23 protein-coding genes are annotated in these 20,160 nt (G+C 56.6%); 10 read left to right on the plus strand and 13 right to left on the minus strand.

The genetic code is table 11. The features are described from left to right. Nucleotides 1-10 precede the first annotated feature (10 nt). The 7 genes from AC2FIP_RS05625 (at nucleotide 11) to AC2FIP_RS05655 (ending at nucleotide 6,289) form a co-directional block, all read left to right on the plus strand. Nucleotides 11-1,177 carry a D-alanyl-D-alanine carboxypeptidase family protein gene (locus AC2FIP_RS05625; RefSeq protein WP_496785472.1) on the plus strand — a complete coding sequence of 389 codons (1,167 nt, stop codon included), beginning with the start codon at nucleotides 11-13 and terminating at the stop codon, nucleotides 1,175-1,177. Beyond that, nucleotides 1,174-1,797 carry a dTMP kinase gene (gene tmk / locus AC2FIP_RS05630; RefSeq protein WP_496785474.1) on the plus strand — a complete coding sequence of 208 codons (624 nt, stop codon included), beginning with the start codon at nucleotides 1,174-1,176 and terminating at the stop codon, nucleotides 1,795-1,797. Before AC2FIP_RS05625 ends, tmk begins: the two co-directional genes overlap by 4 nt. Nucleotides 1,798-1,807: 10 nt before the next feature. After that, a complete protein-coding gene (locus AC2FIP_RS05635; protein ID WP_496785475.1) occupies nucleotides 1,808-2,929 on the plus strand; it encodes a DNA polymerase III subunit delta' in 1,122 nt (373 codons plus the stop codon). Then, complete coding sequence (locus AC2FIP_RS05640; RefSeq protein WP_496785476.1) at nucleotides 2,926-3,732, plus strand: TatD family hydrolase; 807 nt, start codon at nucleotides 2,926-2,928, stop codon at nucleotides 3,730-3,732. Before AC2FIP_RS05635 ends, AC2FIP_RS05640 begins: the two co-directional genes overlap by 4 nt. Beyond that, nucleotides 3,729-4,526, plus strand: a complete 798-nt coding sequence (locus AC2FIP_RS05645) for an MBL fold metallo-hydrolase (RefSeq protein WP_496785478.1) — start codon at nucleotides 3,729-3,731, stop codon at nucleotides 4,524-4,526. Before AC2FIP_RS05640 ends, AC2FIP_RS05645 begins: the two co-directional genes overlap by 4 nt. Nucleotides 4,527-4,588: 62 nt before the next feature. Further along, nucleotides 4,589-5,521: an AEC family transporter gene (locus tag AC2FIP_RS05650; protein ID WP_142634838.1), complete on the plus strand. Its 933-nt coding sequence runs from the start codon at nucleotides 4,589-4,591 to the stop codon at nucleotides 5,519-5,521. Between the two features lie 69 nt (nucleotides 5,522-5,590). Continuing rightward, nucleotides 5,591-6,289 (plus strand): CbiX/SirB N-terminal domain-containing protein, encoded by a 699-nt coding sequence (locus AC2FIP_RS05655; protein WP_496785479.1) that lies wholly within the window; start codon nucleotides 5,591-5,593, stop codon nucleotides 6,287-6,289. 45 nt (nucleotides 6,290-6,334) lie between these two features. Here the strand turns inward: AC2FIP_RS05655 and AC2FIP_RS05660 are convergent, their stop codons facing one another. The 5 genes from AC2FIP_RS05660 to AC2FIP_RS05680 all read right to left on the minus strand — a co-directional run bounded on the left by AC2FIP_RS05660 (nucleotide 6,335) and on the right by AC2FIP_RS05680 (nucleotide 10,719). After that, nucleotides 6,335-7,330, minus strand: a complete 996-nt coding sequence (locus AC2FIP_RS05660) for a diguanylate cyclase domain-containing protein (RefSeq protein WP_496785480.1) — start codon at nucleotides 7,328-7,330, stop codon at nucleotides 6,335-6,337. After that, the gene (locus AC2FIP_RS05665; protein WP_496785481.1) at nucleotides 7,327-7,914 is read right to left on the minus strand and encodes a heme NO-binding domain-containing protein; all 588 of its coding nucleotides are present in this window, start codon (nucleotides 7,912-7,914) and stop codon (nucleotides 7,327-7,329) included. The genes AC2FIP_RS05660 and AC2FIP_RS05665 overlap by 4 nt, the downstream gene beginning before the upstream one ends. Before the next feature lie 121 nt (nucleotides 7,915-8,035). Further along, on the minus strand, nucleotides 8,036-9,595 hold the full coding sequence (locus tag AC2FIP_RS05670; RefSeq protein WP_496785482.1) for a trimethylamine methyltransferase family protein: 1,560 nt from the start codon (nucleotides 9,593-9,595) through the stop codon (nucleotides 8,036-8,038). A 118-nt stretch (nucleotides 9,596-9,713) separates the two neighbouring features. After that, a complete protein-coding gene (locus AC2FIP_RS05675) occupies nucleotides 9,714-10,409 on the minus strand; it encodes an HAD family hydrolase (RefSeq protein WP_496785484.1) in 696 nt (231 codons plus the stop codon). 25 nt (nucleotides 10,410-10,434) lie between these two features. After that, a complete protein-coding gene (locus AC2FIP_RS05680) occupies nucleotides 10,435-10,719 on the minus strand; it encodes a DUF3572 domain-containing protein (protein ID WP_142634849.1) in 285 nt (94 codons plus the stop codon). An 87-nt stretch (nucleotides 10,720-10,806) separates the two neighbouring features. Between AC2FIP_RS05680 and AC2FIP_RS05685 the strand changes: the two genes are divergently transcribed. Further along, entirely contained in the window at nucleotides 10,807-12,207 is a 1,401-nt protein-coding gene (locus AC2FIP_RS05685; protein ID WP_496785485.1) for a diguanylate cyclase, read from the plus strand. Between the two features lie 5 nt (nucleotides 12,208-12,212). Here AC2FIP_RS05685 and AC2FIP_RS05690 read toward each other — a convergent pair whose 3' ends face one another. The 4 genes from AC2FIP_RS05690 to AC2FIP_RS05705 are packed head-to-tail and all read right to left on the minus strand — an operon-like array spanning nucleotide 12,213 to nucleotide 14,105. Continuing rightward, on the minus strand, nucleotides 12,213-12,686 hold the full coding sequence (locus AC2FIP_RS05690) for a periplasmic heavy metal sensor (RefSeq protein WP_496785487.1): 474 nt from the start codon (nucleotides 12,684-12,686) through the stop codon (nucleotides 12,213-12,215). Beyond that, nucleotides 12,683-13,024, minus strand: a complete 342-nt coding sequence (locus tag AC2FIP_RS05695) for a hypothetical protein (protein ID WP_496785489.1) — start codon at nucleotides 13,022-13,024, stop codon at nucleotides 12,683-12,685. The genes AC2FIP_RS05690 and AC2FIP_RS05695 overlap by 4 nt, the downstream gene beginning before the upstream one ends. Continuing rightward, nucleotides 13,017-13,631: an RNA polymerase sigma factor gene (locus AC2FIP_RS05700; RefSeq protein WP_496785491.1), complete on the minus strand. Its 615-nt coding sequence runs from the start codon at nucleotides 13,629-13,631 to the stop codon at nucleotides 13,017-13,019. The genes AC2FIP_RS05695 and AC2FIP_RS05700 overlap by 8 nt, the downstream gene beginning before the upstream one ends. A gap of 6 nt (nucleotides 13,632-13,637) precedes the next feature. Then, a complete protein-coding gene (locus AC2FIP_RS05705; protein ID WP_142634858.1) occupies nucleotides 13,638-14,105 on the minus strand; it encodes an EF-hand domain-containing protein in 468 nt (155 codons plus the stop codon). Nucleotides 14,106-14,328: 223 nt separating this feature from the next. Between AC2FIP_RS05705 and AC2FIP_RS05710 the strand changes: the two genes are divergently transcribed. Beyond that, nucleotides 14,329-14,727 (plus strand): DUF983 domain-containing protein, encoded by a 399-nt coding sequence (locus tag AC2FIP_RS05710; RefSeq protein ID WP_271950164.1) that lies wholly within the window; start codon nucleotides 14,329-14,331, stop codon nucleotides 14,725-14,727. A 25-nt stretch (nucleotides 14,728-14,752) separates the two neighbouring features. After that, nucleotides 14,753-15,457 carry an NUDIX hydrolase gene (locus AC2FIP_RS05715; protein WP_496785805.1) on the plus strand — a complete coding sequence of 235 codons (705 nt, stop codon included), beginning with the start codon at nucleotides 14,753-14,755 and terminating at the stop codon, nucleotides 15,455-15,457. Between the two features lie 6 nt (nucleotides 15,458-15,463). Here the strand turns inward: AC2FIP_RS05715 and AC2FIP_RS05720 are convergent, their stop codons facing one another. From AC2FIP_RS05720 to nuoN, 4 genes are read right to left on the minus strand one after another with little or no spacing between them, the layout of a single operon-like run. Beyond that, nucleotides 15,464-17,131, minus strand: a complete 1,668-nt coding sequence (locus AC2FIP_RS05720) for a ribonuclease J (RefSeq protein ID WP_496785492.1) — start codon at nucleotides 17,129-17,131, stop codon at nucleotides 15,464-15,466. Beyond that, the gene (locus AC2FIP_RS05725) at nucleotides 17,128-17,907 is read right to left on the minus strand and encodes a type III pantothenate kinase (protein WP_271950166.1); all 780 of its coding nucleotides are present in this window, start codon (nucleotides 17,905-17,907) and stop codon (nucleotides 17,128-17,130) included. The genes AC2FIP_RS05720 and AC2FIP_RS05725 overlap by 4 nt, the downstream gene beginning before the upstream one ends. An 11-nt stretch (nucleotides 17,908-17,918) precedes the next feature. Then, nucleotides 17,919-18,668, minus strand: coding sequence for a biotin--[acetyl-CoA-carboxylase] ligase (locus AC2FIP_RS05730; protein ID WP_496706451.1), 750 nt, complete (start codon nucleotides 18,666-18,668; stop codon nucleotides 17,919-17,921). A 36-nt stretch (nucleotides 18,669-18,704) separates the two neighbouring features. Continuing rightward, a complete protein-coding gene (gene nuoN / locus AC2FIP_RS05735; protein ID WP_496785494.1) occupies nucleotides 18,705-20,147 on the minus strand; it encodes an NADH-quinone oxidoreductase subunit NuoN in 1,443 nt (480 codons plus the stop codon). Between the last annotated feature and the right edge of the window lie 13 nt (nucleotides 20,148-20,160).

Consider the following 20,160-nt stretch of genomic DNA (forward strand, 5'->3'; position numbering starts at 1 on the left):
GGTCCCCCTCGTGCTGTCCTCATTTCGATCATCTGTACTGACCCTCGGTTTGGCTATGTTTGCCCTGCCCGCACAAGCTTTCGATACGCAAGCCCGTGCTGCCTATGTCATGGACCAAACGACAGGAACCGTTCTTTTGTCCAAAGACGCAGACCAGCCGTTGCCGCCCGCGTCCATGTCCAAACTCATGACCCTGTTTGTAGCATTCGAAGCGCTGCGGGACGGTCGCCTGGAACTGAATGAGGAACTTCCGGTTTCCGAACATGCGACCAGCTATAAGGGCTCAAGCATGTTCCTGAACACGCAGGACCGTGTCCGGGTCGAAGACCTGCTGCGCGGGATCATAGTCCTGTCAGGAAATGACGCATGTGTTGTTATCGCCGAAGCCCTCAGCCCGGACGGAACCGAAGCTGGGTTTGCCCGGTTCATGACCCAACGCGCGCAACAGCTGGGCATGAATAATTCGAACTTTGCGAATTCGAACGGATGGCCAGCCGCAGGCCACATGATGTCTGTGCGTGACCTCGCCATTCTGGCCGACCATCTGATTAGCGACTTTCCCGAATATTACCCTCTGTTCGCCGAGGAAGAGTTCGAATTCGACAACCGGGTGCCGTCAAATTCGCGTAACCGGAATCCCTTACTGAAACTTGGGATTGGTGCGGATGGGCTAAAGACTGGCCACACGCAAGAAGCGGGCTATGGCCTTGTAGGATCGGCACAGCAGGGGGATCGCAGGGTCATTTTCGTTTTGTCGGGGCTCGACAGCGTCGCCCGCCGCGCAGAGGAGGCTGAGGCCGTCGTTAACTGGTCGTTTCGAAATTTTGTCGAGAGGCAGCTTGCCGAAGCAGAAAAACCGATAGGACAAGCCGATATCTGGATGGGCACTTCGAAAACGGTTGATCTTGTCCCTCAAGAGGATTTGACACTGCTGCTGCCTGTTCTCGGGGATAAGAATGTTGAGGCCGAAATCGTCTATGACGGTCCGCTTGAGGCCCCCATCGCCAAAGGACAGGAAATCGCTGAGCTTGTCATCAAGCCCGATGGCCTGCCCGAGATACGCAGACCCCTGGTTGCAGCGGAAAGCGTCGAAAAGGGCGGTTTCTTCGTGCGGATTATGACAGTTGGCGGCATTGTTGCGAAAGATGTCATCGGTAACCCGTTGGGCGCGATGTGACGGCGGGCGGGTTGTTTCTAACCTTCGAAGGCATTGACGGATCGGGCAAATCCTCGCAAGCGCGCCTGCTGGCCGAGCATTTGCGCGGGCTCGGGCATGATGTCGTTCTGACGCGTGAACCTGGCGGCTCTGACGGGGCCGAGGAAATCCGCAGACTGGTTCTTGAAGGCGATCCCGATCGCTGGTCAGCTGAGACGGAAATCCTGCTGTTCACTGCTGCGCGACGCGACCATCTGGAACGCACCATTGAACCCGCTTTGACTGCGGGCAAGATCGTCATCTGCGACCGTTTCGCCGATAGCACCCGCATGTATCAGGGCCTATCTCGCGGCGACCTGCGTGGTTTGGTCGATCAGTTGCATAAGCTGATGATCAAACGTGAACCGGATCTGACCGTGTTGATCGACATGGATCCTGAAACCGGCCTCTCTCGGGCCAAGGGCCGGCAGGGCACCGAAGAACGGTTCGAGGATTTCGGCATTCACCTGCAACAGAAGATGCGGGCCGGTTTTCTGGAACTGGCGGATGAATTTTCCGACCGGTTTCGCCTGGTCGATGGCAATAGGGACATGGACAGCGTTGCCCGTGATGTGACAGATATCGTCATGCAAGCCTTGTGACGGACGATTGATGAACAACGACATCCCGATCCCGGATCAGGCACACGGTGCCCTTCATCCGCGCGAAACGCCACATCTGTTTGGGCAGGCAGGGGCCGAGCAGGCCTTTCTTAGCGCTTATGCTTCTGATCGTCTGCACCATGGCTGGCTGCTGACCGGCCCCCGAGGTGTGGGCAAGGCGACGCTGGCCTGGCGGATCGCCCGGTTTCTGCTGGCGACCCCGGCTGTCGAAGAGGACGGGCTGTTTGGCGCGCCACCTCCCCCTGAAACGCTTGAGATTCCACCAGATCATCCGGTTGTTCATCGTATTCTGGCGGGTGCCGAGCCTGGCCTGGCCGCCATCAAACGATCCGTGAACGATCAGGGCAGGTTGCGAAATGAAATCGTTGTGGACGACATTCGCAAACTTGGGAAGTTCTTCGGCCTGTCCTCGGCCGATGGGGGCCGCCGTGTCGTCATCGTAGATTCTGCGGATGAAATGAATGTCAGCGCCGCCAACGCATTACTGAAAATGCTCGAAGAACCGCCCGCGCGGACGACGCTGCTGTTGATTTCGCATCAACCGTCCCGCCTTTTGCCCACGATCCGATCCCGGTGCCGTACCTTGCGCCTTTCGCCGCTGAACGCGGAAGATATGAACGCCGCACTGACCCAGACCGGGGTTGAGCTGACTGGAAACCCCGACCATCTGGCCGCTCTGGCCAGCGGGTCCGTTGGGGACGCCGTCCGCCTGATAAATCTTGGTGGGCTCGAAATCTATGCCGAGTTCATCGCGATCCTGGGCACCCTGCCCCGGATGGACAGGCAACGCGCTCTGGCCTTGGCCGAGGCCGCCGCACAGCGCGGAGCGGCTGAGCGGTTTGAATTGCTGCTGACGCTGATCGACATTGCCTTGTCACGGCTTGCGGTGACCGGTGCGACCGGTGCCCCGCCCTTGCCAGAGGCCGCGCCAAACGAAGGTGATATCCTGTCCCGTTTGTCCAAATCGCCGGAGCAGGCACGCCTTTGGGCGGAAACCGCAGCCCAGATCACCGCCCGCGCCCGCCACGGGCAGGCGGTGAACCTTGACCCTGCCGCTCTGGTCCTAGATACGGTGTTCAAGATAGAGGAAACCGCCGGTCAGAACAGATGAGCGACACCCCCCAAATCACCGACAGCCATTGCCATCTGGACTTCCCCGATTTTGAAGGACAGTTGGACTTGATCGTCGCAAATGCGGCCGAAGCCGGTGTGACCCGGATGGTGACGATCTGCACCAGGCTGAGGAACGAGCCCACTGTGCGCGCCATAGCTGAGGCTCACGCGCCGGTATTCTACGCGGCAGGCACGCATCCGATGAGTGCAGTCGATGAACCGATGGCAACTGTGGACGAGCTGGTGGCACTGTCACAGCACCCCAAGTTTGTTGGTATCGGTGAAACCGGGCTGGATTATCATTATACCGCCGACAGTGCGCAGGTTCAGCAGCAATCCCTGCGCGTTCATATCGAGACCGCCCAGCGTACCGGACTGCCTTTGATCATTCATGCGCGCGCGGCGGACGAAGACATGGCCCGCATTCTGGCCGAAGAACACAGCAATGCCCCCTATTCCTGTGTGATGCATTGTTTTTCGTCTTCGGCCGAGCTGGCACAGTCCGCCCTGGATCTTGGGTTTTACCTGTCCATGTCGGGCATCGCCGCTTTTCCCAAAAGCCAGGAATTGCGCGATATTTTCGCAAATGCGCCAGTAGACCGCATCCTGGTTGAAACCGATGCACCTTATCTGGCGCCGCCCCCGTTTCGCGGCAAACGGAATGAACCGGCCTATACCGCCCACACCGCCCGCAAAGGCGCGGAGGTCTTTGGCATGGACTATGCCGATTTCGCGGCGCAGACGCAGGCCAATTTCGAAAGACTTTTCACCAAGGTCGCCTCTTACAAGGCGGCGGCATGACCACGCTGCGCTGCACCATTTTGGGCTGCGGTTCGTCAGGTGGAGTGCCACGTCTTGGCGGTCACTGGGGCGACTGCGACCCCGAAAACCCCAGGAACATCCGCCGCCGCTGCTCGATGCTGGTCGAGCGTGACGGGCCCGAAGGCACCACCACGGTTCTGATCGACACAACGCCGGACATGCGCAGCCAGCTACTGGACACCGGCACCGGGCGGTTGGACGGGGTGGTCTATACCCATTCCCATGCCGACCACGTCCACGGCATTGACGACTTGCGCATGATTGTCTTCAACATGCGCGAACGGGTGCCGGTCTGGGCTGATGGTGACACCCAGAATGATCTTTTGGGCCGATTTGGCTATGCCTTCATCCAACCCGAAAACTCACCCTACCCGCCGATCCTCAACCTCAAGACAATCGACGGCCCGTTCGAGATCACTGGCCCCGGAGGCCCTATCCCATTTCACCCCTTTAAGGTGAACCACGGTTCAATCGACGCGCTTGGTTTCAAAATGGGCAATCTGGCCTACCTGCCGGACGTGGCAGAGATATATGACGATGCCTGGACCACATTAGAGGGTCTGGACTGTCTGGTGATCGACGCGCTGCGCCGGTCCCCGCACCCGACCCATGCGCATCTGGAAAAGACCCTTGGCTGGATCGACCTGTTGCAACCAAAAACCGCGGTTCTGACCAACATGCATATCGATCTTGACTATACCACGGTCGACGCAGAAACCGCAGACAACATCACCCCTGCTTATGACGGCATGGTGATACATCAGGCTCTGTAGAGCCCTGGCCGAGATCATGCAGATATCCCTTCCCGCGCTGAAAACTGTTGCGGAACGCTGACATGCTGCAAAATCTCATTGAAGTCATCCTTCCAGTTTTTCTTGTTATTGGAGCAGGTTACGTCTCCACTCTTCTTGGATACTTCAAGGAAAACCACATTGATGGGCTGATGAAGTTCACTCAGGGTTTTGCAATCCCCTGCCTTCTGTTTCTTGCGATTTCACATCTCGACCTCAGTGTCAGTTTTGATCCTAAGCTGTTGATCAGCTTTTATTCTGCTGCTGCGCTTTGCTTTTGTGCCGGCCTGTTCGGCGCGCGACTGATCTTCAACCGCGAATGGGAGGATTGCGTCGCAATCGGTTTTTGCTGCCTGTTCTCCAATTCCGTCCTGCTGGGATTGCCGATTACTGAACGGGCTTATGGCCCTGAAAGCCTTACGGGCAATTATGCCGTCATCGCCTTTCACTCGCCGTTTTGTTACGGCCTAGGCATCACGGTAATGGAGGTGATCCGGAACCGGGGTCACGGAGGATCGCGAATGGTTCGCTCGGTCCTGACCGCGATGTTTCGCAACGCTCTGATTGTCGGGATCTCACTGGGTTTCATCGTAAATCTGTCCGGGCTCGGCGTGCCAGCCGTTGTGGATGATGCCCTTGGCCTGGTGACCCGCGCGGCCCTTCCCGGCGCGCTATTCGCGCTTGGGGGCGTTCTGGTTAAATACAGACCCGAAGGTGACCTAAGGGCGATCGCCTTTGTCTGCGGCGTTTCTCTGCTGCTGCACCCGAGCCTTTTCTGGCTTTTCGGATCCACCCTTGGACTGCCACAGGATCTATTCCGGTCCGGAGTGATGACAGCCGCCATGGCCCCTGGTTTCAACGCCTATATCTTTGCAAACATCTATGGCCGCGCCAAACGGGTTGCTGCATCCTCTGTTCTGTTGGGTACGGCAGTATCTATCCTGAGCGTCTGGTTTTGGCTGACCCTATTGGGCTGACGGTGCGGCAGGCGGATTGACTTTTACACGACGCGGCGCACCTATCGCTAAAGCGGACAGGACAGATTTATGACACACGCCCTTATCGTTACCCATGGCCAACCTTCTGACCCAGAACCAGCCGAAGCGGCCTTGGCGGCTTATGCGGCCGATGTAAATGCCCTGTGTGCCGGTGTTTCGGTTCATTCTGCAACGCTGGCAGCCCCTGGGGCACTTGACAGCGCACTGGACAAGATTCCCGGCGACGCCGTCATCTATCCCCTATTCATGGCCAAAGGGTGGTTTGTCACAGATGTGCTGCCAAAACGTATTGGTGACCGCCGAAACCCTATTCTAGATCCCTTGGGCGCGGACCCGAAATTGCCCCAGTTGGTCGCGCAAACCCTTGAGGGAACGCTGCAGGACAAAGACTGGCGGTCACAAGAAACGGACCTTGTGATCGCTGCGCATGGATCGGGCCGCAGCAGAAACCCATCCGCCGTTGCAACGGCATTCGGCGACGCTTTGTTGCAACTGATTCCACTTGGATCCCTGCGCCTTGGGTTTGTCGAAGAGGCCCCTTCGATTTCTGTGGCCGCCGCAGGAACCGGCGCCCAAACCCTGTGTTTGCCATTTTTTGCCTGCACGGGTGGCCATGTTCTTGAGGATGTGCCGCAAGAACTAAGCAAGGCCAAGTTCAAGGGACAGGTTTTACCGGTTGTAGGTGAACTGCCGCTGGTGCAGCAACACATAGCGTCCGTTCTCAAAGCTTTTTCTTCATCGAAATAGAGTCGTCTGACCACATACACTTTGCCGGTTCCTTTAGGGGGAAACCTATCTGTGTGAGTGATCCACAAGCTGCGAATATAGACAGTGGCGAGACCGGCCATTTCGCTTGGCCGCATACAGGGCAAGGTCTGCCGCATGCAAAATCTCAGCCGGTTTAAGCGATGGAAACTGGGTCGAAAGCGCCGTGCCTATACTGGCCGAAACCTGGCACGACAGGTTGTCGAACATCATCGGTTCCCGCAGCCGTTCGATCAGCCTGCTGGCGATTGCAGAGAGAACACCCTCGTCCGTCAATCCTTTGTATATAATTACAAATTCGTCCCCGCCGACACGCGCCACTGTATCGTCTCCGCGGGTTTCCTCACCCATGATCCGCGCCGCCTGTTGCAACACATAGTCGCCTGCGGCATGCCCGAATTGGTCATTGACCGATTTGAAAAAATCAAGATCCAGATGCATCAGCGCGAATGGAGATTTGGACGAGATCATATGATCCAATAGAACATCCATCGCCCGGCGATTTTTCAGCCCCGTCAGTGTATCTGTAAATGCCTTTTCCTCGGCGGCAAGCATCGCTCCTTGAAGGCGCAGGTTCAGAGATCTGGACGCCTCCATCGCTGCCGATTTCGCCTCGACCAGATACAATAATTCGATCGCCAGATCAGTGCCCGAGAAATCCGCACTGGTCAGGGCATAGTCCCGGACCGCATCCAAAATCGATATTCCGAAAGACAGATTGATGACCGCCCCCTTACCATTGGGCAGCGGAGCGATAAGGCCCTTCAATGCTGTGCGCGGGGCGTCATGGAACCTGAGCTGTAACTTGGTGCCGGCCTGGGACATCAAGCCTGAAACCGTGGTAACCGCCCTAGGGCGAAGCAGCTCAAAGATATCCAGAAAGCTCTGACCTTCCATCGGCTTTTCAGGGCGCAGCTTTTGCAAGGTTGATCCGACGCGGGTCACTTTTCCATCCTCGTTCACCAGCAAAAACATCGGGCACAGGGTTTGTAAAAGCTCTGCCAGATTATTCGCGTTCATCATGCTTTTCGCGCCCCTAAATCAAAATGCCGACCTTCTGAAAAAGCGCTTTCTACCAGAACGATTGAGATAAACTCGATCTCATCCTGCTGGCCCTCATGCGATAGCATGGCCAGAGCCCCGTAATCATCAGCCATCGCGCGCAATACGCCAACCATGACGCTTGAAAACCCAGGTAGACCTGGATGGCAGGACAATCTGTATTCCGTCGGTGAAAGCTCGTGCAATTCAAGCGCCGGAAGATTCAGATCCGATACGGCCAATCTGACCCGGTCAGACAGATCATCAAGCGAATGGAGAAATTCCAGATAGCTGACACCGCCAAATCGCAACAGACGGCGCAGGTCTTCCATGTTGGGATGAGACACAAGGTACGTTCCCAGATCTTCAAGAACGTCACTGCGTGAACGTTTCAGGACCGTGCATACCTCATCCAATACCTGCTCGGTAACATCATCGTCGTAAACAAGCATGGCCTCGAACTCGGCAAAGCCCAGTTCGGCTGAATCCATCACGCGCATCCAGCACGGCTGTCCGTAGGTCACCGCAACAAAGGATTGAATCGCCCGGTTGATCAGACCATGCATGAGAGACCTCAAATTGGTTTCTCACGCAGTTTGCTCTGAAATTTGTTAACAAACACCCAACACACGGGCGTCACCACATAGAATTTACGCAAGTATCGAAGTGGAAGTAACTGAGATTACGCTAGAAATCTGTCGGCGCTCCGCCTTCGGTTTTGCGTCGTGCGACAAAGTCAGCAAGCTCTTCCCGGATGCCCTCATCCATTGCCGGAGCTTCAAAGCTGGTGATGATTTCCTTGAACATGTGATGCGCGCGCTCAGCGGTCCAGACGCCTCCTGCGAGTTCCCAACCCTCATAGTTCTTCCAGTCACTCAGAAACGGCTGATAAAACGCGGTGGTATAGCGATCCTGAGTGTGCTGAATGCCAAAGAAATGCCCGTCATTGCCGACTGACCGGATCGCATCCAGAGCAATCTCGTCAGGGCCGGTTGCCGTCAATTCCGGCTGCATATACCGCTGAATTTGCTGCAATATCTCGCAATCCATAATGAACTTTTCAGGGCTTGCGATCAGGCCACCCTCAAGCCAACCTGCAGCGTGATAGACCATGTTGGTGCCCGATTGCACCGCCGCCCATAATGAGTTCGAGGTCTCCCACACAGATTGGCCATCCGGAACGTTTGCCGCGCAGACACCCGAAGACCGCAGGGGCAGGTCATAAAATCGGGCCATCTGGCCGGTCATCTGTGTCGCCCGCATGTATTCCGGCGTTCCAAAAGCCGGAGCACCAGATTTCATATCCACATTTGAGGTGAACGTACCGATGACACAAGGAATCCCTGGTCGCACATATTGGAACAAGGCAATCGCGCACAGCGCCTCGGCCAGGGATTGCGCTACTGCACCGGCCATTGTGACGGGGGCCATCGCCCCGGCCAAGGTGAACGGCGTCACAACAATCGCCTGCCCGCGCCGCGCCAACCTCAGGCATCCGTCGATCATGGGCTGATCGTGTTTCAACGGTGAGGTCGAGTTGATGTTAGTATACATCCTCGGTTTGGCTTCGAATTCTTCATGGCTCAGCCCCCCTGCGATCCGCACCATTTCCATGACGTCTTCGACGCGTTCCTTGCCCAGCGAATAGGCATGCATCGCCTTATCGGTCAGAGTCAGCTTGTCGTACAGAACATCCAGATGCCGGACGCTGGCATGTATATCCACTGGCTCGACCGGGTATCCGCCGGCAAAATGGATACAGTTGAAATACTGCGTCAGCTTCAACAGGTTCCGGCACATCTCGCGATTTCCCGGTACCTTGGTGCCAATCTCCATATCCCAGTAGTTCGGCGGGGACGACACATTTCCGAACAGCAGGTTTTTGCCCCCGATCTCGATTGCGCGGTCGGGATTACGCGGTGTGATGGTAAAGGTGGATGGGGCTTTACGCACCATTTCCATGACAAAGTCCCGGCCCATTCGAACGTTGTCGCCGTTGATCGTACATCCGGCCTCACGCAGGATTCCGATTGCCTCTTCGTTGTAGAACTCGATCCCGATCTCTTCGAGAATCCGCATTGCGCCCTCGTGGATCGCCGCGACGCCAATCTCGTCCAACGGTTCGGTTGGTTTGTCGGTGTTGATCGGAGGGCTCCACGGCATCTGATCAATAACCGCTGCGCCCCGTCTCTCGGCGGCACCGGCCCGTCCTCCGCTGCGACCTCTGCGTGCTTTCTTGTCGGCCATTGGACACTCCTCGGAACTTGGCTTTCTAGAAGCAAGCCCCGAACGCGTACTGTTGGCCGCTCTGTCTGCGACAGGCTATGTCGGTTTCGACGTCTGAACCGCCGAATTTACAGCCCGATCACGCCTTTTCGTACAACCAAGCAGGTATATGTCCGATGTTTGGCAAGACGACATCCGCCATCGCTTCGAGCGTTTCTGCACGCGCCATACCCGTCAGAACCCCGATCGTCTTCATACCTGCTGCCCGTCCGGCCTGCAGATCATGCAGGCTGTCGCCCACCATTGCTATGTTTTCTGGGTTTACCCCCACATGCTGCGCAAAGGCGAAGAGTTGACCCGGACCTGGCTTGAATCCGTGCCCACTGTCATAACCGGCTACAAAATCGAAATGTTCGCGGATCCCTGCAGACGAAAGATGTTCGGATGCGGGCATCTCTCCGTCATTGGTCGCAACACCCAGTTTCAGCCCAGCCTCGCGCAGCTCATCAAGGAACGGGATAAGCGGAACGGCCTGGGCTTGCGGAGATGAGGCTGACTCGGCATTCAACAGATCCACCAACTCTTCGCGCGGCATTTCCGGGAGGTGCGGCTCTAGAACCTCGGCGATTTCTTCGACGGTGCCCGCAATGACAACGCTGTCCTCAGAATAGGCAACCTGTTCGAGGTCAAAGCCGATCACCTGCCCAAGCTCGGCCGCCCGGGCATGATCTCCGTTCGTCACTCGCAGTAAAAAATTGCGCCCGAACGTGCCCCAGGTTTCCGCGAAATCAAACAAGGTACCGTCTTTGTCGAACAGGATGGCTTGGATTGGCATTGTGAAACTCCTGCCCGGTAGGCTTTCAGGTCCAATGAACTTCCGCGCCGCCAGACAACAAGGCGCGGGCCTGGCCCGGCTGATCATACGGCACAGAATTGACGTCACAAAACTCGACTACCCACGAATCGTCAAGCATTAGAAAATCCAGAACAGAGCCCAGAAACTCCGGCTCTGCCGCCCTGTCTTTTATGTCCTGCACCGAAGCCCCCGTCGAACCCAGAAATACAGGCAGCAGGTCATCATTGCCCACAAGCCAGGCAAGGGCATTCAGCGCCAGCGTTTCGGCGGATTGAGCGGAAATTGGCATAAAGAAGCCCCTGATCTGATATTGGAAAGGGTTTGTTAACCAGAGTCATAAACACTTTAGCAACGCATGCAATCAACGGTGACTGATATGTCGGTGCAAGGAACGATCCTTGTCCTGGACGGGACCTCAACCAATCGAATTATGCTGAAGGTACAGCTTACTGCGGCCTGGTATCACGTCGCACAGGGGGAAAATCTGCGGGGTCTTGATGGGCTGCTGAAACGTGTGCGCCCCGATTTGATCTTAACCGCGCAGTCATTGCCGGATGGATCGGCGGCTGATGTCAAGAAAGTGGTAATGGCCGACCCGGATCTGGCGGATATTCCCATTGTCGCTATCGCGCCGCAAAACGACAAATCCGCAAGGTTGAGGGCATTGTCAGATGGGTTGGACGATGTATTGGCGCACCCGTTCAAGGACACGTTGTTGCTAGCTCGGGTTCGCAGCTTGTTACGGGCACGCGCCGATACGCAGGAATTGCAAGACAATAGCGGATCGCCATGTTTGGGATTTGCCGAAGCGACAAGCACCTTTGCCACGCCACCCAAAGCTGCGCGCGCCGCCCTACTGACGCAATCCGCTAAAACCGGGGCGCTTTGGCAGAAGGCGCTGTCCGAACATACGCATCACAGTTTGTCAATTCACACGATATCGAACCTTCACCGCCTGCTTTCCGGCCCCATCCCGGACGCGGTTATTGTCGAAATTGATGGCGAATCTTCAGGCCTGAGTGTTCTGGCGGATTTGAAATCGCGCGGGGCAACACGGCACACAGTGCTGATCGGCATCTTGAGAAAGGATGACGCGTCTCTGGCTGCCGAAGCGCTGGATCGCGGCGCGGATGCCATCTGTATGGCGGGGTTCTGCCCCCGTGAAACTCTGTTGCGGCTTGATAACCAGCTTGCCCGCAAAAGCCGAATTGACCAGATGCGGGATTCTTTGCGGCGTGGCATCGCGGAATCCTGGGTGGATCCACTGACCGGCCTGCATAACCGCCGCTATGCAATGCGAGCATTGAAGCAAATCGCCCGGCAGTCTGCGCTGACCGGGCTCGGGTTTACCGTGATGGTGGCCGATCTGGACCATTTCAAATCAATCAACGACAAGTTTGGCCATGCCGGAGGCGATCAGGTCTTGATCGAAACAGCCAAGCGCATGCGCAATTCCATTGGTTCTGACGGCTTTGTGGCACGGATTGGGGGCGAAGAATTCTTGATCGGTCTGCCTGAAACTACGGGGCCGCGGGCATTGGGGATCGCACGAACCGTCTGCGACGACATCTGTCAGTGTCCATTTGACCTATCCGAGGCCGCCGAACCAATCGCAGTGACAATCAGCATCGGCCTCATTACAGCCGATGACAACACGTTTCGCCAGGGCATCCCACCCGCACCATTGGACAACATGATAAAATCTGCGGATACGGCCCTGTATGCTGCGAAAAAGGCGGGACGCAATCAGGTCATGGTCCAGAATCACGCAGCCTGATCCGGTCAGTCGCGTTTTCTGCCCGCTTTCGATTTTCGGTGCACCACATCTTCCAGACGATCAGCGTATTCGACGCGTTCTTTCGGGCTCATGGCTGACACACGGATCAGCCACTGCTCCTGCAAAGCAGACTGCATCTCTGACATCACCTGCGCCTGCTGACCCAACAAAGTCTCTACAGCGTCAACCGCGAAGGGTTCGGCGCGAAGTGCGTCGCTAAGGGCTTGAAAATCCGCCGTCCGATGATCGACACCTTGGCGGTGCAGGCCCGAAAGCTCGGCCCGCATCGCCTGGCGTTCATGCTTGGGAAGCGCGCGATAAAGCGCCGATCCAAATCCCGGAGGGGCTTTGACGTGGTCATTGTTTCTGACGCGCAGCGCCGTGCCAACAACCGCACCGATGACTAGCAGATTGATAGCAAGGGACACGATCAGCAGAACAGGCATCCACCGGCGTTTAGGTTTTGACTGTTCGCTCATTCGCCTTCCTCCAGGAAGATTGTATTCAGATCCATATCCGCAACCTCAAAGCCAGAGGATTGCGAATAAAGCAACGTCGCCGGATCAGGCAAAAAGGCCGGGGCAGTCAATCCAATCCAGATGCCAGCAATGCCCGCGGCCGCCAGACCTCCCATCCCCTGCCAGCCAAAGAAACTATCCAATGCCTGTGCCCAGAACCCTTGGGGTGATTTCTGAAGCCTTTGCAAACGAACGGTTTCCGCATCGGCCAGAATACGAAGGGCGAGTGCATCGGGTAACGGCTCATTTTCTTGCCGACCACGTAAAAACAGGTGATTCAGGTCGCTATTTTCATCCATCGGCATATCCCAACTCGTCTCTTCTTGCGGCTAACTGCTGTGCCAGTGCCCGCTTTCCCCGAGCTGTCAGACTCTCTACAGCTTCGACGGAAATATCCATGATTCCCGCGATTTCGGGATTGGGCAACTCTTCGATATGGCGCAAGACAACAGCCTGACGTTGCCGATCCGGAAGTTGCGCCAACGCGAACTGCAGTGCGTCCAACCTGGCGGCATCCTGAAGGTGTTCGGTTGCACTGATCGCATCGCTTTCAGGTTCGGCAACATCAGAAAGACTGTCCGCCGATTTCTTCCGCCGAATATCGACACACAGGTTCAGAGTGACTCGGTAAAGCCAAGTCGACACCTTTGCCTGTCCAGCAACCCAATCCGGCGCCATCTTCCATAGGCGCATCATGGCTTCCTGTGTGACATCTTCGGCTTCGGCCCGGTCGTTCAACAGCCTGAGCGCCACCGAAAAACTGCGCGGCCCAAGCCGATCGGTCAAAATGCGTGCCGCATCAGCGTCACCCTCGGCGAACCGCCGCAACAATGCATCGTCTCCGGGGTCGCCCGCAGCCAGACTTTGGCTGCGAGCCCCCGTTGATGAGGTACTCAGGTCCCGCATCCTTCATTAGCTGTCGTCGGTGCCAGCCTTGTCACGTTTTTTGTGATGCCAGCCCATCCGGTTTTTCGCATCGGCAAATTCCTGTTCCGAGATCGTGCCATTTTTGTCCGCGTCGATGCGGTCAAACATCTTGCCAGCACGGCGCGGCTTGGGCAACTCATCATCGGACAAGAGGCCATCTTGATTGGCATCGTGCTTTTCGAACATTTGATTCACACGCTCATTCGCCTTCTTCTGGCTAGCCGCTTGCATCTCGTCGACGCTCAACATGCCGTCGCCATTGGTGTCGGCATTGGTGAAACGCTGTTGCCTATAGGTTTGCATTTCTTCCTGCGTGACCTGACCATCATTGTTCAGGTCCAGCTCTTGAAAGGTCACGTCCTCTCGGCCTTTCGGACCGACAGCCAAGGCGGTTGTGCCTGTCAATGCAATGGCCGATACCAGAATGGCCGGGATAAGTTTCGCGCTTTTCATATCGTTTTCCTTTGTTTCTCGCGACCGGTTTGTCGCTGCTCACATAGGTTAAAACGGTGCAGTTTTCGGTTTCCGTCGCCCAATTTTAATTTTTTTCTGTTGCTCACTGCCAACGACCACCTAATTTCCGGGCATCTCGTCGCGGCACAAAGCGACGCACCCCCCTTTTCTGTGGGGCAAAACAAGCGCAATATCAGGGCAATCTGAATGCGCGAGTTTCAAAATGACAGATCAAACGATCGACACAATATCCGAGAACGACCGTCCAACCCGGCCTGCGCTAATCAAAGGCTTCCGCTGCCGCTGCCCAAAATGCGGTGAAGGCAAGCTGTTGCACAGCTACCTGAAGGTGAATGACAGCTGCAGCAGCTGTGGTCAGGAACTGTTTCATCACCGTGCGGATGACGGTCCAGCCTATCTGACGATCCTGTTGGTCGGTCACCTGCTGGCGCCCGCTTTGCACATCTCTTATGTCCAGTGGCGCCCTGACCCGCTGAACATGTTCCTGATTTTTGCTTTCGGATGTACAGCCTTGACACTGTTCCTGCTACCGCGACTGAAAGGGGCCGTTGTCGCCTATCAGTGGGCACGACGGATGCATGGGTTCGAAACGGACCGATGACTGGAATGATTGGGTCGGCCCTGAGATGAGTACAGACAAAACGGCTATACGGGACGCTGCAACTGTTATCGTGTTGCGGGACCGGATGTCGAACCCTTCCATTTTGATGGGTCAAAGGGGCGCAAAAGCCGTTTTTATGCCGAACAAATTCGTGTTTCCGGGTGGCGCGGTAGACGCAGAGGACGCCCTGGTCCCGCTATCGGCTGACATGTCCCAGCTCTGCCGCGATCGGCTTACTGAACAGTCTCCGCCCGGGCTGCAGAATGCTTTGGCGGCCGCCGCAATCCGCGAGCTCTGGGAGGAAACCGGCCTGGTGCTTGGAGTTCCCGGCGCTTGGACAGGTGAGGTGCCGATTGACTGGCAAAGCTATGCAGAGGCAGGATTTCTGCCCTCTGCACAGGCATTGCAGTTTGTTTTTCGCGCCGTCACCCCGCCCGGCCGTACGCGCCGTTTTGATGCACGATTCTTTTTGGTAGATGCAGACGCCCTGCAAGGCGATCTGGATGACTTTGGCCGCGCTTCGGATGAGTTGTCTCACCTGCAATGGGTTCCGTTGAACAAGGCGCGCGAGCTTGATCTTCCCTTCATAACCGAAGTTGTTCTGGCCGAAGTTGCAGCCCGGGTCACACGACCCGAACCACCCCAAAGCGTCCCGTTCTTCCTCAATCAAGAAGAACAAAGCCTGTTCTTACAGATCAAAGGCTATCCAATGTCCGAACAGGACTTCTAGCCGAACCTACTTCATTCGGCTGATCACCGTAGTCACCTCGGGCTTTTTGCCGATCTCGGTCTTTGCTGTCTGACGCACGATCCGGCGCAATGCCTCTTCCAGCTTGTCATCGTCGCGCCGGGTTTTGGTATCCGCCCGCATGAGGAATTGGTTCAGGTCCTCTTCCAGAACTTCGACCAGTGCTGCGCGCGATGTTCCGGTCTCGGCCAAGCCCATCGTATCGCACCAGGGTTCACCCAACGGTTCGTCTTCTTCGTCTAAAATAACCGTCACGGTCACATGCCCGTTCAAGGCCATGCGAATGCGGTCGCGGACAACTCCATCCAAAGCTCCGACCTTTACGGTTCCATCCAGATAAGTTCGGCCTGTCTCGACGTAGTCGACGACCTTGGGGGCATTGCCGCTGAGATCCAGCATCGTGCCATTGACTGCCACAACCCCGGTACGACTACCCGCTTCGGCCAGTTTAGCATGTTCTCGCAGATGTCGGTGTTCACCATGCATGGGAATAACCATCTGCGGGTTGACTATGGCGTGCACTTTTTCCAGATCAGGCCGGTTGGCATGGCCAGAGACGTGATACAGACCCGAGCTGTCATCCACCACATCAACGCCCTTTTCGCTGAGCTGGTTCATGATGAAGATTACGCCCTTCTCATTGCCCGGTATCGTCTTCGACGAGAACAGGAACAGATCGCCTTCCTTCAACTCGATCCCGCGGTATTTACCGCGTGCAAGCTGGGCACTGGCCGCACGGCGTTCGCCCTGGCTGCCGGTTACGATCAGCATCAGGTTCTGGCGCGGGATATCTACGGCCTCTTCGGCGCTGATAACCTTGGGAAAATCCGTAAGAATACCGGTTTCCGTCGCGGCCTCGATCATCCGCCGCATCGCACGACCTAACAGAACGACCGAGCGTCCCGCGCGCTGCCCAGCCTCGGCCAGCGTCTTCACCCGTGCGACATTCGAGGCAAAAGTCGTCGCAACCACCATTGATTTGGCATTTTCGACCAATTTGGTGATCTCGGGCCCGACCTCGGATTCCGAGCGGCCCGCATGCGTTGAAAACACATTTGTGCTGTCGCAGACCAATGCTTTCACACCGTCCTTTGAAATCTCTGCCCAAAGGTCTTGATCGAACGGTTCACCTACTACAGGGTTGGCATCCAGCTTGAAATCCCCAGTATGCACGATCCGCCCCGCAGGCGAGTCTATGACAAGCGCCGCACTTTCGGGGATAGAGTGCGATACCGGCAAAAACCCGACTGTAAACGGGCCAACCGTCACCTGTTCAGGCCAGGCTGACAGGGTCTGAACCGCGTCTGTCGGATGGGCTTTCTCTTCCATCTTGCGACGCGCGAGATTTGCGGTGAAGGCGCGTGCATAGATCGGGGCGCCCAAGTCGTCATAGCAATGCGCCACAGCGCCGACATGATCTTCGTGGGCATGGGTGACGAATACCGCCTCAAGCCGGTCGGCACGTTCTTTTAGCCAGCTGATATCGGCATGGATCAGGTCGACACCGGGTGTTGTGTCCATATCTGGGAAGGTTACACCAAGATCGACAAGGATCAGCTTCTCCTTTCCCGGCTTGCCATAGCCATAGACATAGGCATTCATCCCAATTTCGCCCGCCCCGCCCAAGGGCAGATAGATCAGTCGTTCACTGCTCATGTTGAGCCATTTTCCTTGTTATAGCGATGGATCACGGTCAGTCCGTGCATCGTCAAATCGTCTTCTATAGCGTCAAACCCAACATCTGCCTGATCGAACAGAGGCGCAAGCCCCCCGGTTCCCACGACTTTCATTGGCATGCCATATTCCGCCTTGATCCGGGCAATCAGCCCTTCGATCAGACCGGAATAGCCCCAATACACGCCAGATTGAATGCAGCCAACCGTATTTGTTCCAATCACTTTTTCGGGACGTGTGATGTCGATATGCGGCAACGCGGCGGCCCCCTGGTGCAACGCCTCAAGGCTCAGGTTTACACCTGGGGCGATGATGCCGCCGACATATGCTCCATCCGAAGACACCACGTCAAAGTTGGTGGCCGTTCCAAAATCGACAACAACCACATCCCCACCATGCCGTTCAAATGCCCCGGCCGCATTGGCCAGGCGATCCGGGCCAGGGACCGTACCCTCATCAATGCGCGGGCTGACAGGCAGCAGACACTCCGGCTTGCCCACGACCAATGGGCGACAGCCAAAGAACCGGTCCGCAAAGACGCGCAGATTGAAAACCACACGCGGCACGGTCGAGGCGATAATCACATCGGTGATATCAGCTTGGATCTCATAATGTTTGACCAGCGTAGAGTACCAAGTGAAATAGGCATCCGCCGTACGGGCATGGTGCGTAGACGTGCGCAGCGTGCAGACGAATTCCTCACCGTCCCAGATCGAGAAAACGGTATTGGTGTTGCCGCAGTCGATGGCTAGAAGCATTGGTGCCCCTTTCAGAAAAATACGTCTGCCGCAGGTATGCTGACGCGGCCCTTCGCGGTGTTTAGGACAAGGTTACCCCGTGCGTCCACCGTTTCGAAGGTCCCGACCGTCTCAGTGGTGACAGTACGCGCGGTGATGACCTCGCCCAGCTTAGCTGCGCGGGACAACCAGGCAGCGCGGATGGGTTCGAACCCGTAGGTTACAAACTGGGCCTCAAAACGCGCATAGGCCGATGCAAGCTCGGTCAAAAAATCTTCGGTGGTGACATCTGCCCCTGTCTCGGACAACAGCGAAACCGGCCTTAGCGCACCTGGTTCGACTTTATCTGCAGTCGGTGCCTGCGAGAGATTGACGCCGATGCCGATTGCCAAATGCGAGACGTCCCGCCCCTGACCGGTACTTTCCAGCAGTATCCCCGCAAGCTTGCCACCGTTCAGCAACACATCATTGGGCCATTTTAGCGACAAACCCGATATGCGTCCGGTGACCGCCACACATGCATCAAACAGGGCCAAGGCGGCGACAAAACTGCGCAGAGCGGCCTGTTCCGGGCGTCCTGCGGGCCGCATCAGCAGCGTTGCGGCAAGATTTCCCTCGGGGTTGGTCCAGACCCGTCCGCGCCGACCGCGTGCCTGTGTCTGGCGGTGCGCCAGGATCCAGACCGGACCCTGAGCCATCGGCGCGATCCGGGCGGCTTCGTTCAGAGTGCTATCGACCTCTTGCAATACATGCAGGCCATATCCATCCGGCCAATCGCTCATGTCACAAGAACATTAGGCCGCGGGCAATGGTCGAAATCAGTTAACAAGCGTCGCCGCTGCAGCTGCCGCTGCGCCCTCTATCCCAAACTGATAGAATACGCCAACCAACATCAATGCAGCTGACCCCATCAGAGCAATCCACAGAACCGGAGACGAATTTGCGTCGATCGGGTCCTCATTCTCGGCACCGAAATACATATAGTATACGATCCGTAGGTAATAGAATGCACCGATCACCGAGGCGATGGCAGACATGATAACCAGACCGGTCAGGCCAGCCTCAATACCCGCTTGCCAGACGCCAAATTTCGCAAAGAACCCAAGCATCGGTGGAACACCGGCAAGGCTGAACATCAGGATCAGCACGGCCAGAGCCTTACCCGGATCGCGTTTGGAATACTGGCGCAAAGCGTCAATGTCAGTAACAGGTTTACCGTCCCGTTCCATCATCAGGATAAAGGCGAAAGTTCCGACATTCATGGTCACGTAAATCGCCAGATACATCAGCATCGCCTTGATACCCAGCTCGGTCCCAGCCGCCAGTCCGATCAACGCATACCCCATATGGGCAATCGACGAAAACGCCATCAGCCGTTTAATGTCGCGTTGTCCGATGGCAGCCACGGCCCCCAACAGCATAGACAGAACAGACAAGAGTACAATCACCTGCTGCCAGTCCTTTACGACACCTCCAAATGCGTCGTGCAACACGCGGGCAAACAGGGCCATGGCGGCCACTTTGGGCGCCGTGGCGAAGAAGGCAGTGACTGGTGTGGGCGATCCTTCATAGACATCCGGCGTCCACATGTGGAACGGAACAGCCGAAACCTTGAACGCGAGCCCCGAGATCAGGAAGATCAACCCGAACAGCAACCCGAGGGTCACATCGCCGTGGTGAACGGTCTGAATGATGCCCGAGAACAGCGTGGTACCCGTAAAGCCGTAGACAAGCGAAGCCCCATACAGCAGTAAGCCCGAGCTAAGCGCGCCCAGAACGAAATATTTCAGGCCAGCCTCGGTGGATTTGGCGCTGTCACGACGCAGCGCAGCCACAACGTAGAGTGCCAGCGACTGCAGCTCGAGCCCCATATACAGAGACATCAGGTCACCCGCGCTGACCATCATCATCATGCCGACAGCGGCAAGCGCCACCAGCAAAGGGTATTCGAAACGCAACAACCCGCGGCGGGTCATATAGTCCTGGCTCATCATCAAAACGGCAGCGGCAGATAGCAGGATCGCCACTTTGGCAAAGCGCGCGAATCCGTCATCAACGAACATGCCGTTAAACGCGATGTTCGTCCCGTCGCCATTGGTGGCGATCCAGAACGCCAGCAGCGCCATCAGCCCTGCTGTCACCCAGACCAATGTCGGCGCAAGCCCGTCCTTGGTGGTGTAAACAGCCGCAAGCAATGCCGCCATCGCATATAGTGCCAGAACGATCTCTGGCAGGACAATTGTCAGATCAGCCTGGATCATGTCTCCAAAGCCT

The organism is Ruegeria sp. CDSB114 (genome assembly GCF_059611025.1).